The organism is Ignavibacteriota bacterium, assembly GCA_016218045.1.
Taxonomy (GTDB): Bacteria; Bacteroidota; Ignavibacteria; order SZUA-365; family SZUA-365; genus JACRFB01.
The window spans coordinates 1-15,335 of the sequence record JACRFB010000060.1 but is presented as its reverse complement, the minus strand read 5'-3'; the positions used below and the strand labels follow the sequence as shown (position 1 = coordinate 15,335).

Annotated in this window: 8 protein-coding genes and 1 pseudogene; 3 read left to right on the top strand and 6 right to left on the bottom strand. The window is 63.5% G+C overall.

Features of this window, described 5'->3' with window-relative positions:
• Positions 1 to 2: 2 nt before the first annotated feature.
• From HY962_15880 to HY962_15855, 6 genes are all read right to left on the bottom strand, one after another.
• The gene (locus HY962_15880) at positions 3 to 578 is read right to left on the bottom strand and encodes a CDP-alcohol phosphatidyltransferase family protein (protein MBI5648410.1); all 576 of its coding nucleotides are present in this window, start codon (positions 576 to 578) and stop codon (positions 3 to 5) included.
• Positions 575 to 4,864 carry a S8 family serine peptidase gene (locus tag HY962_15875; GenBank protein MBI5648409.1) on the bottom strand — a complete coding sequence of 1,430 codons (4,290 nt, stop codon included), beginning with the start codon at positions 4,862 to 4,864 and terminating at the stop codon, positions 575 to 577. The genes HY962_15880 and HY962_15875 overlap by 4 nt, the downstream gene beginning before the upstream one ends.
• Positions 4,864 to 6,363 (bottom strand): amidophosphoribosyltransferase, encoded by a 1,500-nt coding sequence (locus tag HY962_15870; GenBank protein MBI5648408.1) that lies wholly within the window; start codon positions 6,361 to 6,363, stop codon positions 4,864 to 4,866. The genes HY962_15875 and HY962_15870 overlap by 1 nt, the downstream gene beginning before the upstream one ends.
• 46 nt (positions 6,364 to 6,409) lie before the next feature.
• The gene (locus HY962_15865) at positions 6,410 to 7,474 is read right to left on the bottom strand and encodes a PHP domain-containing protein (GenBank protein MBI5648407.1); all 1,065 of its coding nucleotides are present in this window, start codon (positions 7,472 to 7,474) and stop codon (positions 6,410 to 6,412) included.
• A 277-nt stretch (positions 7,475 to 7,751) separates the two neighbouring features.
• Positions 7,752 to 10,037: a S8 family peptidase gene (locus HY962_15860; GenBank protein ID MBI5648406.1), complete on the bottom strand. Its 2,286-nt coding sequence runs from the start codon at positions 10,035 to 10,037 to the stop codon at positions 7,752 to 7,754.
• A gap of 31 nt (positions 10,038 to 10,068) precedes the next feature.
• A complete protein-coding gene (locus tag HY962_15855) occupies positions 10,069 to 10,647 on the bottom strand; it encodes a hypothetical protein (protein ID MBI5648405.1) in 579 nt (192 codons plus the stop codon).
• 189 nt (positions 10,648 to 10,836) lie between these two features.
• On the opposite strand from HY962_15855, the gene HY962_15850 reads away from it, so the two are divergent.
• The 3 genes and pseudogenes from HY962_15850 to HY962_15840 all read left to right on the top strand — a co-directional run bounded on the left by HY962_15850 (position 10,837) and on the right by HY962_15840 (position 15,335).
• Positions 10,837 to 13,746 (top strand): hypothetical protein, encoded by a 2,910-nt coding sequence (locus tag HY962_15850; GenBank protein ID MBI5648404.1) that lies wholly within the window; start codon positions 10,837 to 10,839, stop codon positions 13,744 to 13,746.
• Between the two features lie 407 nt (positions 13,747 to 14,153).
• Positions 14,154 to 15,017: a DUF72 domain-containing protein gene (locus HY962_15845; protein ID MBI5648403.1), complete on the top strand. Its 864-nt coding sequence runs from the start codon at positions 14,154 to 14,156 to the stop codon at positions 15,015 to 15,017.
• 174 nt (positions 15,018 to 15,191) lie between these two features.
• Positions 15,192 to 15,335, top strand: a pseudogene (locus HY962_15840) (transposase).

The following is a 15,335-nucleotide window of genomic DNA, read 5'->3' as shown; positions in this document are numbered from 1 at the left end:
AATCATCGTGAATGGGAACGTAAAAGCGGGATCGCGCGCGCGCCGTACGACCACAGCGAACCCGCCATGAGAATCAGACTGAGGTACACGGCTCCGTCGAGCACCGGGCCCGCGAGATCGTCGCGGAACAGCGAGAGCAGGATGACGAGTGCGATCGAGAGCACGGCCGCCTTCCCCATGTAATTGCTCTGCGCGAGCACGCCGGTTTTTTTCTTCAGCAGGATGCCCGCGAAAAAGATACACACGTCGCGGAGAATTACCACGACGACGTACCAGAGCGGAATCAGGCCCGCGCCGAGGAACGCCGCCATCGCGCCGAGCACAAACACTTTGTCGGCCAAAGGATCGATGATCAATCCGGCGTCACTTTCCTGATGAAAATGCCGCGCGATGAAGCCGTCGGACAGGTCGGAAATGTAGGCGGCGAGAAGTATCACCGCCACGAGGACACGATCGATCTCGGGCGCCTGCATCACGAGATAGAGCGGCACCACGAGAACGAGGCGCACCGCGCTGATCGCGTTGCTGAGCGTCCAGATGCGGTCGCGGGATCCGGGCTGCTTCTGTTCTGTACTCATCGGGCTATCACGAATTTTCCGGTTTTTGTTCCGACCTCCACGCCTCGCGCGTCGAAGCCCGTCGCGTGATACACGTACACTCCGCCGGGCATGCGCGAGCCCGTGTCGTCGCGCAGATCCCATTCGGTGCCGCCGTTGCCGTCCACCTCCTGCACCTCGCGCACGAAGTGACCCGAGACGGTGTAAATCCTGATGGTCGCGCGCGGCGTAAGATTGGCGAAGGTGACGAATTCCTGCGCGTCGCCGGGCCTGAGCGGATTCGGATACACAAACATCTCGTCGAGTGTGGCGCGGTTCAGGATGAGAGCGTAGGTGGATCCGGCACCGGACGTTATCGACTGACCCGAAGCGCATCGCACGTCGCGCACGCTGAGGAGGTACTCCCTGCCGAGCGCACCGAGGGGCTGCGCGGATGTGACACGCAGTTCCACGCGCGAGGGCGCGGCGCGGTCGAAACGCGCGCTATGCACGGTGCCCGAGGGCCGTATGCTGTACGACGCGGCGTCAACTGCCGAGCTACTGTCCACGGGACCGCTGAACCACACGGCGAAGCCGTCGGGTGGAAGGAAGTCGACTTTCTCGATGTAACACGCGGGCGCCGTGGTGTTGGCGACGCTGAAGGTGACGAAGGTTTCCTCGTCGAAGGGTATACCCTCGGCGTCGCGCAGTCCTTTGACACGCAGGCCATGGTCACCATCAGGCACAGCGCCGTAACTGAGGAGCAGGAGCCGCGGCGAGAGCAGACTCACACTCTCGGCCTCGCGCGTATCGTCCAGCCGGAATGCCGACACCGGCGGGATCGTGGGACCGACGTCCTGCGAGACCGCAAGACGTACCTGCCCGTTCTGCACGTACGTGGCGGAGTCCATGCGCGGCTGCTCATGCGGGCGCAGCACGCGTGAGAGCAGCAATGGACTCTCGACGGGAACGCGCGACGAATCGACCGCGGAAATCCCGTACTGGTACACGCTGTCGAGTTCGAGGGAAAAATCGCTGACGGGGCCGGAGGTGAATTCCCCGAAGGGGGACATTTCGGATCCGTTCGTCTTTTTATACAGACGATAGCGCGGCGAGGCCGAGGAGACGCTCCAGCCGATGCGTGCGCGTGTCGCGGAGATGTACTCGACATCGAGCGATACCGGACGCGGTGGACCCGCGTACGGCAGTTCGCGTTCGAGGAAGGTGATGCTGTCGCGTGTCATCACGCCGATTTCCGCGACGCCGTTGCCGTCGAAGTCGGCGCAGACCGCGGCGTTGGTGTTCACGAGCGGCTGCATGTAGGCGGTCCGGAACTGCCGCGACGCCCGGTCGTAGTCCACGATATACAGCTCCGGAAAGAAGGTCAGCAACAGCTCGCTCTCGGCGTCGGCATCGACGTTGGCGGCCGCGGTGCTGTTCTGTATGCGTGTGAATGCGCCGTACTGCCCCGCCTCCTCGATGCCGTAGAACTGCTGCGACCACTTCTTCACAGAACGGTTCTGTGTGTCGAGGGAATATATTCCGGCGTACCAGAACGGGATGACGTCGTCAGAAGACGTGCGCAGTCCGAGAGCAAAATCGTCGTGGCCGTCACCGTCGAAATCGCCGGCGCTTACGTAATTGCCGCCGTCGATGTAATCGCTCTCGAGAATCCAAATGACCTGGTACTGGCCGCCTCCGCGGTGCTCGGCGATGAAGAAGTCGCCGTCGTCGTCGCCGAAGAGCATGTCGCGGCGTCCGTTGCCGTTAAAATCGCCGATGGCGACGGTAGGGCTTCCGAACGTGTTGCGGCGGGTGTAGGGATCGGGTTTGGAGGGATTCGTGATCGCGGCGATGCGCGTCATCACATGCGCCGCGGAGAATGAGAAGATGCCGATGGTGGAATCGTTCACCACGGCGATCACCTCGTCGCGGCCGTCGTCGGTGACGTCGGCCATGGTCACGGGCCAGAATGCACCGCTCGAATCGGCCCACACAAGCGTCGATGGAACCGTGCCGGCCGCGGCGGCCTCGTACACGAATCCGCTGCGCACGTACGATGCGAGCAGATGCACGCGGCCGTCGCCTGTCAGCGAACCCGCCCCGCGAGGAATGCGGTTGCCGAACGCGGAAGGCAGCGGACTGAAAGATCCGTTGTTCCATTCGAAGACTTTCAGGATCCCGTTATCCGAATAATCGTTGATCAGCGCCTCGGGTTTGCCGTCGACATCGAAGTCGGTGGTTTCCGCGCAGACGCGGCCGGGTGGCAATCCGAAGGATTTTGTCCGCAGATCGGTGCCGGAGACGGGCGGATCGATCACTGCCTCGAAATTCCGCACACCGTCGCGGGCGATGCGTTCGAGTCCCGTCTCGTTCCGCGCCGAGAAGTAGAACTCGTAAGTGCGCCCCGGCGCGAGCACGTTTTCGCCGAGGAAGGCGTAGTGGGTGTGCCCGACAAACAGATTGTTTGTTGTGCCGCCTTCGGCGGATATCCACTGCCACTCCTGGCCGCTGTTTTTTTCGCGATACCAGATGCGGCCGAGCGTCGGTTCGTCGGTGATGAACCCCGCGGCGACGCCGCCGTGCCGGTTGTCGATCGCAGGCACAAAGCCGAGTCCGAGAAAGAGCGGCGGGGATTTATCGAGGCGCACGACGACGCGATCTTCGAGCGTGGCCGACGTGCTGCCGCGTGTGGAGAGCCGCAGGGTGTAGGTGGTGTCGGCGAGCCGCGAGACATCCCAGCGCGCGAGTGTGTCGCCGATCACCTGTCCCGCGCGTTCGGGTATGACGGCGGTCCAGCGTGTGGGATTGACACCCATGCCGTACTCGAGTGTGTAGCCGGTCATGTACGGCGATGCGGCGGTGCCGATCACCACGATGGTATCGGACGAGGTTCCGAAACCCGTGCGCGGTTCGGTGAGACGGACGATGGTGGGATTGTCCATGCCCGTCGCGCGTTCGGCGTCGAGCAGTCCGGCGCCATAACGTTCGTCCCAGCCCGGTGTGCCGAGATCGCGCGCCGATGCGACAAGCACGCCGCGCACATCGTCGGGTGTGAACGCCGGGTGCAGCGCGCGTATCAGCGCCGCAACGCCGCTCACAAAGGGCGCGGAAGCGGACGTGCCGTTGAAGGACGCGTAGCGCCCGCCGCGTTCCGTGGTCACAATGTCCTGCCCCGGCGCCACGAGATCCACAGTCGATCCGTAGTTCGAAAATCCGGCGAGCACGTCGTTGGAGGCGGTGGCGCCGACCGAGACGGTCTCGCCGTACGCGCTCGGATAGTGCAGCGCCGAACTCTGCGCGTTGCCCGCCGAGGCGACCAGCACCACGCCGCGTCCGTGCGCGTAGCGCACGATGTCGCGCAGCACCAGCGAGTACTGCACATCGCCGAAACTCATGTTGACGACCGACGCGCCGTTGTCCACCGCGTAGGTCAGCGCGCGGGCGACGTCGCCCTCGGCCCCCACGCCGCGCGCATCGAAGGCGCGCAGGGTCATCAGCCGCGACTCGGGCGCGACACCCGCGATGCCGATGCCGTTCCCGGCTTCGGCGGCGATGATGCCGCTAACGCTGGTGCCGTGGCCCATCTCGTCCTCGACGTCGGGATCGGGCGTGCCGTAATCGCCGCCCGCCGCGTTGCCGAAACCCTGCTGATCGGTGAAATCATACCCGGTCACATCGTCCGCCACGCCGTTCCCGTCGTTGTCAATGCCGTCGAAATCGCCCGTCATTCCGCCGCGCGTTTCCGTCGAGGGCCAGGGCTCATAGCGGCCCGAGCCGTTGACGTCCTCGCGCTGATTGATCCACATGCGGGGACGGAGATCGGGATGTGTCGGATCGATGCCCGTGTCGATGACACCCACCACGACTCCCGCGCCGCGTGTCTTCGCCCAGGCCTGTTCCGTCCGTATACGCTGCGTGCCCCACTGCGACGACCAGGCGCTGTCGTTCGGCGCCGCATCGATCTGGATAAGATGCTCCGTTTCAGCGTATTCAATGCCCGGCGCCTGTGCCAGACGGCGCGCCGCGTCGCGCGCATCGGCGGGGGTGAGGAACACCGCGACCGCGATGCGGTCGATGTCGCGCGTCCCCTTCTGCAGCGCGGGCGCGGGAGGCGCCAGGGCCTCGAGCCGCGCGCCGGGATACTGCGCGAGCAGCGCGCGCAGGTCGGGCGAGGCGAAACCGCGGGCGAGTCCGCCGCCGACAACCTCATACGCGCGCGTTTCGACGGTCTTGAGAAGGACGCGCGTCGAGACGCGTTCCTGCGCCGCGAGGGGCAGTGCGGCGAGCATTCCGAGGCCGCAGAGCACGGCCGCATATCGGCGCATCACGACTCGTGCGCCTCCTTCGAGAGATTGGCCTCGGGCGCGATGGGATAGTCGCCGTTGAAACAGGCGGTACAGTAGCCGCGCTTGCCCTCGTGGCTCACGGCAGTGAGCATGGCATCCATCGAGAGATACGCGAGCGAATCGGCCCCGATTTCCTGCCGGATTTTCTCGAGATCGCCGTCGCATTGTACGGCGAGAAGCTGGTCGGTGCTCGGGAAATCCATCCCGTAGGGGCAGGGGTTCATGATCATCGGCGAGCTGATGCGCACATGGATTTCCTTCGGATGCGCCTCGCGGATCAGGTTGATGAGCAGACGGCTCGTGGTGCCGCGCACGATCGAGTCGTCGATCACCACCACACGTTTGCCCTCGATGACGCCGCGCACGGTGTTGAACTTCATGCGCACCTTCATCTCGCGCTTCTCCTGCCCCGGCTCGATGAAGGTGCGGCCGATGTAGTGGTTCCGGATCAGGCCGATCTCGTAGCGCGCGTCGATGCCCGCTTTCTGGCTGCTGCGCACAAAACCGATCACCGCGGTGTTGCTGGAATCGGGCACCGACATGATCACCACGGGTTCGTCGTCTCCCGCGCCCACGGGACTCATCTCGGCAAGCACTTTGCCGAGCTTGCGCCGCACGCGGTCCACCCGGTCCTCGAAAATGTTCGAATCTGGCCGCGAGAAATAGATAAACTCGAAAATGCAGTGGCGGTGTCTCTCCGGACGCAGATCGAGCATGCGGCGCAGGGGTTCGCCGTCCGCGCCCATGCGCCTGTCGAAGAACAGCACTTCGCCCGGCTCGACGTCGCGCACGTACTCGGCCTTCATCGTGTCGAGCGCGCAGGTTTCGGACGCGACGATCCACGCCTTGCCGCGTCGCCCGAGCGCGAGCGGCCGGAAGCCGTGCGGATCACGCGCGGCGATGAGCGTGTCGCCATGCAGCATCACGATCGAATACGCGCCCTCGACGGTGTTGAGCGCGTCCATGATCCGGTCCTCGGGCGTGGAGGCCGCGCTGCGCGCGGTCAGGTGCAGCACCACCTCGGTGTCGGTGGACGATTGGAAGATGGTGCCCTCGCGCTGCAGCCGCGAGCGCAGTGCGCGCGTGTTGGTGAAGTTGCCGTTGTGCGCGATCGCGAGCTGCCCGTCGCGGTAATTCACCATGAAGGGCTGCACATTCTCGAGATTGTCGGACCCCGTCGTCGAATACCGGTTGTGCCCGATGGCCATGTCGCCCGTGAGCAAAGATTTCAGGACATCGCGGTCCGAAAATACTTCGGTGACGAGGCCGGGTCCCTTGTGCATGCGCAGGCGGGGCGACGCGCTGACGTCGCGCAGGCACGAGACGATGCCGCTTGCCTCCTGTCCGCGGTGTTGCAGCGCGTGCAGGCCGTAGTAGGCGAGCGTCGACGCGTCGGGGTCGCCGAAGACACCCACGATGCCGCAATTGGAACGCGGTTTGTCTATGTCGGGATCGGTGTCGGGGATCACTGTGTTCATGGGGTCCGTGCTGTGTGCGTGTGGGGAATAAGCCGTTGGACTTGTGTCAGCAGCGGCCGCGGGAGTTTCCGCAGCGCAGGTGATTGGAAAAGATCCATCCCTTGCCGTCGAGCCAGGCCTCGGCCCGGTAAGCGCCGGGGACGTCGGCGCGGTACTGCATTTCCTTCCCGTTCACGGTGTGCACAAGGGTGCCGTTGCAGTACAGCCGCAGCTCCGCGCGTTCGGAGGCGCGCGCCGTGATCTTGATGCTCTCGCCGGGCCTATGCTGCAGGGTTGCGCCGGGGTACACCTTTCTGCGATGCGCCGTCGCGTGAAAATCGAAACCGCGCGGATCCGCGTGATACGAATTGGCGATGAACGAACGCCCCGCGCGCAGGGCCTCGTAGATCCGCCATTTGTCTTCCTCGAAAAAACCGGCGTCGTTGCGGCGCAGTTCCTCGTCCAGCAGCACATGTGTGTGGATGGAGCGGAACATGACCTTGTAGGGAAAGACTTCGACGTCGAAGAATCCGAGCACATCGGCCTTGTGCGCATGGGCGTCCACTCCCCCGATGCCGCTTACAGGCCGGATCCGATTCAGCGCGTCCCAGCGCGCGAGTGTCTCCGTCGAGGGCGAGACGATCGACTTCAAGGGATGCAGAAAACGCTGCAGCTTGTTGTCGGGTGTCAGCCCTTCCATCCACTCGCTCATGTGATTCCAGATTTCGATGCCGTCGAAATCCTCGCTGTCCCACGCCGTCCAAGGATAGGGCGGATGTTCCGGCATATGGCCGCGTTTTTCGTCGGGATGCGCCAGAAATCCAACGCCCCCGCGCTCTTTTACGCGCCGCACATACTCCTGCGCAGTGATGCGCACGCCCACCGTGCTGTCGAGCCCGAAGGCCAGATAGTGGTTCCGATCGTGGCGGTCGTTTATTTCATAGCCAATGAGCACCATCACATTGTCGCGCCACCCCTCCAGGCCGTCTTTCTTGGCCTTGAGAGTGTTGTGGTCGCTCATCATGATAAAATCCAAGCCCACCTCCGATGCCGCCCGCGCGATATCGGGGATGCGTCCCGTGCCGTCGGAATACACGGAATGTATATGGATAGCGCCGACGTATTCGTACATGGGTTGCTTTCTGTGAAAGAATCAAAAAATACGCCGCGGCGGGGAGAATTGAAAACGACCGACGACCTCCCGGAGACGTGACTGGGGAGTCGTGACGGGGGACGGGTGACGGGTGACGGGGGACGGGGGAGTAGGGAGTAGGGAGACGGAAGACGCGAGGCAGATCAACCGCCTACTACAATCTCATGGGCGATTAAAGTGTTGCTCTCGCTACCGCGACGGCCCAGCTACCCCGTACTCCCAACTCCCTACTCCCAACGTCCCAGTTCTCACACCATTACGGTGTCCGGACAATCCGGCCGCTCTGCACGGACTCGCCCGCCTGCAGGGTGTAAAAGTAGACACCCGCGGGCACGGCGTCGATTGTGAGCGGAAGCCGATACGTGCCCTCGGTCTGTGACAGCAGTTCCCGCTGCGCCACGGTGCGGCCGAGTGCGTCGGTGATGCGCAGGCGCAGATCGGCAGCATGAGGCAACGTGTACGAGAGGACAGTGTTGCCCGCAGTTGGATTCGGATACACCGTCACCGAGAACGACGCGGGCGGCGCGGTGCGGCTCTTTCGCGGCGTGGTGCGCTGCACGGCGGCGAAGGCGTCGAGTTTGCCGTGACCGAACTGCACATTGGGCACGGCGCCGGTGAAGGCATCGGTGCGCGCGGTGGTGATGAGGGTATTGCGCACGTCGTCGACGTCGAGTGCGGAATTTTTCTCGAGCATCAACGCAACGGTACCCGTCACATGCGGCGACGCCATGCTCGTGCCCTGCATCTTCTGATAACGTCCACCGAAGAGCACGCTCGCATCAGGTGCGCCGCAGTCGGCGGACAGCGCGGACAGTATCGCCTCGCCGGGCGCGGAGATCTCGGGCTTCAGGCGTCCGTCGCGGGTGGGTCCGCTGCTGCTGAATGAGGAAAGGTCGCCGACCGTGGGATTGCCGTCCTGTGTCTGTGTTGTGCCGTTCACATCGGTCCAGGTGTTTTTTGTAACGTAGGAACCGACCGTGATCAGACGCTTCGCGGTGCCGGGCGTGCCGACACTGGACCGGTAATCCCCCGGTATGATGTGATAGTCGTCATGGCGTGTCGGACCGAACTCGCCCCCGCGCACGAACCAGGCGTCGAGAGTGCCGGATCCATGTGTATACAGGGCAAACACGACGTCTTCCAGCATGATGGGTGACTGCGTGTTGTTGAGCAGTATAATTTCCGCATGCCCAAGTCCGTTTACGGGATCCGACGCGATATTTGCGAGTGAATAGAAGCCGGGGACGGGTCCGCCGATCGTCACGGGCGACAGATTCATCGCTCCGCCAGCGGGCACGGCGGCCGTATGTCCGAGCAGCGTGGGATACGGATCGTACCACGCGAGGCCCACATTCACCGGACCGCCGCTGTACCAGATGTCGATGGCCGCAAGCGGCGCGCCCTGCTGCACACGGAAGAACGTGACACGCGGCTCGTCGTCACTGCCGCCCGTCGTGTACCGCACGTGCATGCGCCTGTCGCCCTCATTTCCCGCAGCCGCAACAATGATGCGGCCTGGGCCCGTCAGCGCGTCGAGACTGCGCTCGTACAATGTGGATCCGTCGTGCGGGCCCGCATGCCCTCCGAGACTGAGGTTGATCACCGCCGGCATTCCGAGAGCGGCCGCGCGTTTGAATATCCAGTCGCAGCCGTTGATGACGTCGGTATCCTTGAAACCCGGGCCGCTCCTGAATCCTTTGACGAATATGATATCGGCCTTGGGCGCAATGCCGGTGTATTCGGCATTGGCGTTACCGTTTCCGGCGGCCGTGCCCGTGACATGTGTGCCGTGTCCAAAACCATCCGGGAGGTCGCGTTCAAGCGCGATGCCCGCCTCGAGCGCGGCGCGTGTGTACTCGCGTCCATATCCGTATTCCACGGGAGGTGACGCGACGGTGCTGACCGAATCCGACATGTCCCACAAGTATTGAATGCGCGATCCGTTTCGTGTCGAAAAATCCGGGTGCGCCCAGTCGATGCCCGAGTCGACGACACCGACCACGACACCCTGTCCCGAGTAGGCCTGCGGCAGATTCGTCCCCGCATGGACCGCATCGGCGCGGATCTCGCGACGGCTCTCGTTCAGCAGCGGGTTCAGGAACGACGATGCCTGGATCGCCCGCACCGCGCGGGATGAGGCAACGGCGCGCAGTGCGTCCGCCGGTACACGAGCCAGAAGCACATCGCCCGCCCGCGTGCCGGCGTCGCCTCCCGCCGCGCGTATGGCCGCGGCGGCCTCGTCGGGATTGCCGTTGCAGAGAACAAACACCGGCAGGAGCATCCTGCCGCCGATCCATTCCACGGGCAGCAGTCCGGACGAAAGCAGCGGTGCCGCGGATTTTCGGAGTCCCGCATCCGTTACTCCGAAATGTAAAAGGCGCGTGTCGAGTTTGGCCGCGGTCGCATCGATGTGCACGACCTGCGCCGCTCCCGGGACCGCGGGAAACGAGGGTTTGAGCAGCGAGGACGCGTCGGGGAAGGTCTGCGCGGCAGTGGAGGAGAGGCACAGAAGGGCGAGGGTGAGAAGACGCAGATATTTCATGACAGTTCCGGTTTTGCTTTTGAGGAAGTCGTCAACGCGTGTCGCGGGTCTGCGACAACTGCAGCAGGGTGACATCGTCGAGCGCGGCAAGCGCGTACAGCGCCGCGAGATCGGCATCGGCCGTGAACATGTCTCCGATCACGCTGCCGATGCGCGCGCCCGTCTCCTGCAGTCCTTTTTTTATTTCGGGGGAAATCGCGCGGCCGCATTTGCCGAGCACGTCGAGGCGCGCCTGTCCGCCACCGCGCCGCGCCCGTTGCACCGCCGTGCGGAGCGGCAGGTCGAATTTGTTTTCGGGATCGAGATCCACGCGTTCGATCCAGTCGAGTGCCGCGAGCGCGCGGAGCTGCCCGCCTGTCACCGACGCGCGGAGAAGATGATCGCCGAGCGCGTCGGCCTCGCGGGCGTGGACAAGCGCCTCGCCGCGCATGTCGGCGGTGATCGGGCGCGTCGGGATGCAGAGCACGCTGAACAGCGTCTGCGTGTCGGAGTGGGCCTCGACGGACTTCTTCAGCGACGACGTGAATTTTGCCGCGGGCTCTCCCGGCGGCTGCGAACAGGCGCACAGGGTAAGAGCGGTCAGAACAACACCGATCAGACGCAGGATCATGGGAACCCCCGATGTCAGAGGAATGAAGAAATATAGAATGTGCTGCACGGAAAGGCAACCGCAACCGCGGTGCGGTAGTGCGGATGCGGATATCTGCATCGGAAACGGCCCGCGCCGGATTCGTGTGTGGTATTCCCGCTTCGGGACATTCTGCCTATTTTGCCTCCATCACAGTCGCGAGATCCGCCGATGACCGTCCGGAGAGTGCTGCCGATTCTCTTCCTCTGTTGCCTGCGCGCGGGCGCACAACCCGCGGAGTACGCACCGCGCGGTTCCGCGGCCTACCTGGTGAATTACGGCGCGATCGGAGGCGACCGCTTTCTCGCCACGCTTGCCGCGCGACGATTCGTGCTCATCGACGAGGGATCGCGCAGCGACATCACGCTGCTTCATGCGACGAATCCCGCGCTGCCCGTGCTGCTCTACCGCGACATGGTGGCGCTGCACGCCTCGTTTCCGGAGTACGATTCGGTGTCGCGCGACGAACACGCCTTCCTGCACTGCGGCGATCCGGCGGGACTTGCGTTGTTCCTCCGCGGCGACACGGCATCCATTGTGTGGGTGCGCGACAGACGACCCATTCCTATTCAGGGATATCGGATTCTTTTCTCCCTTGATTCTCTCGGGACCTTCAGGCCGCTGGTCGACAGTCTCGTGAAAGGTACGACGCTGCGCGTCCGGCTTCCCAAATCCGCGACATGGCTGCGTGTGGATGCGGAGGCGGACGGCGGCGCCGTGTCGTACGGCAGGCCCGTGGCGGTGCGGAGTCCGCGCCGCGACGAGGCGGCTGTCGCCCTGGGAGCCGTGGATTTCACGCGCGGATCCGGCGCCCCGCGCGAGGCCCGCATCGCCGTGACGGCCATTGCCATCGGCGACATCGCGCCCGATTCGGTGCTGCTGTTCTGCGACATCAACCGCGACAATACCATCGACGAGAGACGCGAACGATTCCGTATGGCCGACAGCGGGGGAAGCTACGGGGTGGTTCTCACCGTGAGCGAAGGTGATCGGAACCTCGGCGGCTACGAGTGCCTGATCCGCGCGTATCACGGGGCAAGCTCCACACGTTTCCCTGCTGCGGGATCGTTCAACACCAACGTGAACAACCGCCTGATGAACGACTACTACGGATTCTTTGTGATGGATGTGGGGCGGAGCACCTGGCTGCGCGCATCCGTTGCATCGATACAGCGCAGCTTCGCGCGCGACGGATACAACGGACTCTTCGAGGACGACACCTGGTACCGCGTCGAGCGTTGGGGCTGCGATGCCTACCCGCCCGCCGCGTACAACGACGCCACATGGGGCGCGAACATGTACACGTTTCTCGATTCCATCAAGGCCGCCGTGGCGCCGCGGCCCGCGTATTTCAATGGTCTGTACGCCGCGCGCAGCGACAGCCTGCTGCTGCACGCCGACGGAGGAATGACGGAGGGATTTGCGTACACACACTGGTCGGCATACGTCACGGGCGCGTACTGGAAGGAACTCTGCGACGTGGGTCTGCGCTGCCAGCACCAGTTCCGTCGCACCTGGCTCGCCCTGGGGGGCGCGCCGCACGACGATCCCGCCGCGCGCCTGTACACGTTGGCGAGCTACCTGCTGGTGGCCGATTCGCTGTCGCTGTACGCCAACGCGACCGACTATCAGGAGTTTTCACACTTCCCGGAATTCGACATCCCGCTCGGACGTCCACTGTCACGCGCAATCGCGCATGTGGACGAACTGCAGCGTCCGGGATCCGCCGGTGCCTCCTCGCTGTTTGTGCGCGAGTTCGAGCACGCGACCGTCATCGTGAACGCCGATCCGGCAAAGTCCGGTGTTTTCCCCGGTGCCTCCTCGCGCCGCATGGTGACGGTATCGCCCGGCACCACCGTGGCGGGAGGTGTACTAGGCACGGGACCCGCCCGCGACACCATTCCCGCAAAAAGCGCATGCATTCTGCTCGCGAATCCCGCGGCCAGACTCGCCTCGCCGCGCATCGACAGCATCGTCTTCGATCCGCCGCAGGTTCCGGCCGACGGCAGCACTCCCGTGACCGTGCGCGTGCTCGCGCGCGACTCGTCGACGACCGTGTTCCGCAGCGGCACAGGATTGCCCCTGCATGTCACCGCGTCACTCGGTGCGCTCGGTGGTCCGCGCGAACTGCGGTTGCGCAACGACGGCTCCCCCGCCGGACCCGAACCCTCGTGGTACGAGGGCACGGCCACGATACCGATGGGGGCTCCGCCGCACGGCGCCGATGTGCCTGTGACGGCGTACGCGAGCACGGGACTTTTCGCCGTCGCACTTGCGCCGCTGAATGTTGTCACCGCCGATTCCACAAACCTGGTGCTCAATTTCAGTTTTGAAATCGACGACAACGACGACGGCATGCCCGACGCCTGGCGCAGTTATATGAAGGGATTCGTGTACGACACCACGGGCGCGCATGCGCGCACCGGGCGGCGGTCCGTGTCGGTCCGCAACGACAGTCTCACCGAATCCCGCGGCGTGTACTGCTCGATCGACGTGAATCAGGCGGTGCCGGCCGATCTCGAGTTGTCGGGCTGGTCCAAAGCCGAGGACGTCTCGGGCGCGAAGGACAACGATTACGCGTTGTATGTGGACGTGCAGTACACCGACGGGACACCCCTCTACGGCCAGTGCGCGCAGTTTTCGCCCGGCAGTCACGACTGGGAATACGCGACAAAAGTCATACGACCCGCCAAACCCATACGTCGTGTGTCGTTGTACGCCCTGTTCCGCCGCCATACCGGCCGCGTCTGGTTCGATCAGATCGCCCTGCGTCCCTACGAGCAGCCGAATTCCGCATCCGAAACTCCCGTATTCCGACGTGACTTCGACATCTCCGCTCCATGGCCGCAGCCAGCGCGCGGTATCGCCACCTTCCGCGTCGCCCTGCGGCAACCGGCCTCCATCGACATTTTCCTCACCGACGCGCTCGGCCGCGTGGTTGTTTCGGACGCGGGGCGTGCCCTCGGCGCCGGCGTCCACACCATCCCCATCGACCTGCGACATCTCCCCGCGGGCGTGTACCGGTATCACATCCGCGGAAGCCGCGGATTCGTTCACACCGGCGCGTGCCTGAAGATGTGACGGCTGCGTTCCACGTATCCACGTGACACGTATCCACGTAGCCAAGCAGCAAGGTAGCAAGGTAAAAGAAGAGGGGCTGCCCGAGCCTCTCCAAGCTACCATCTACCCATCTACTATCTACCACTTACCACTCCTGCCTCCTTCCTCCTGTCTCCTCACACGTACCCAGCAGATCCCACCCCTCTACCCTCTACCATCTACCAACTACCATCTACTATCTACCACCTACCACTCCTGCCTCCTTCCTCCTGTCTCCTCACACGCACCCAGCACACCCCACCCCCTCTACCATCTACCAACTACCATCTACCCATCTACCCTCCATCCATCTACCAAAAAAAGTACTTGACAAAGACAAATCCGCCTGATACATTGCAGTTAGACAAACATCTAACTACGCGATTCCCATGTATCAGCCATCACTGTTCATAGATCAGGACACCCGTCTTCGCCCGCCGCGGAGTTTGTGGAAGCTTGCGAAGAGGGGCATTTTCATCGGCACAAGCGGATATTCGTACGACGACTGGGTCGGGCCCTATTACCCTCTCGGGACGAAGCGTCCGCAGATGCTGGATTTCCATCAGCAGTTCTACCCCGCCATCGAGTTGAACTACACGTACTACTCGATGCCGCGTCCGAGCACGCTGTTCCAGATCCGCAACAAGGCGCCGCACGCGCGATTCAGCGTGAAGGCGCATCAATCCATCACACACGAGCGTCGGGCGATCCGCGAGGACTGGCGCATGTTCGCCGATTCGCTGCAGGTTTTTTCCGACACCGGCCAGCTTGCCGCGGTGTTGTTCCAGTTTCCGTCCAGTTTCCGCTGCACGCCCGAAAACTTCGTCTACCTCGACACCCTCTGCGAGTATTTCGAGGCGCTGCCCATCGTGTTCGAGCTGCGGCATGCCGGCTGGCACACGGAGAGCACCGTCGAATACGCGCGGCACCGCCGCATCGCGCTCAGTTCGGTCGACGCGCCGCATCTGCCCGGCCTCACGAGCAATGTGCTCTACCCGTCCCGCCGCATCGCCTACTACCGGCTGCACGGCCGCAACGCCTTCAACTGGTTCGAGGGCGACAACACCACACGGTACGACTACACGTACACAGAACAGGAGATAGAAGAAATTGTACGCAACATTCTCGCTCTCGCCCAGTACTCCGAACACGTCTACGTATTCGGCAACAATCATCCCCGCGCCCAGGCCATCGATACGACCATTGCCATTGCTGACGCGCTTGAAAGTACGCCTGCGCTGGCTGCGCTTTGATCGCTCGCGGCGGAGGCGGTAAACGGGAAACGAAAGACGGGAGGCGTAAGACGGGAGACGGTGGACGTAAAGGGGTAAAGGCGTGAAGGCGTAAAGGGGTAAAGGCGTGAAGGCGTAAAGGGGTAAAGGCGTGAAGGCGTAAAGAGGTAAAGGCGTGAAGGCGTAAAGAGGTAACGACGTAAAATCTACAGCAGTATCGAGGAGATCCAAGAGGATGTCGACGCCTGGCTCACCGAGTACAACACCGTTCGGCCGCACTCAGGAAAGTACTGTTTTGGCAAGACGCCGATGCAGACCTTTCTCGATTCCATACCGCTT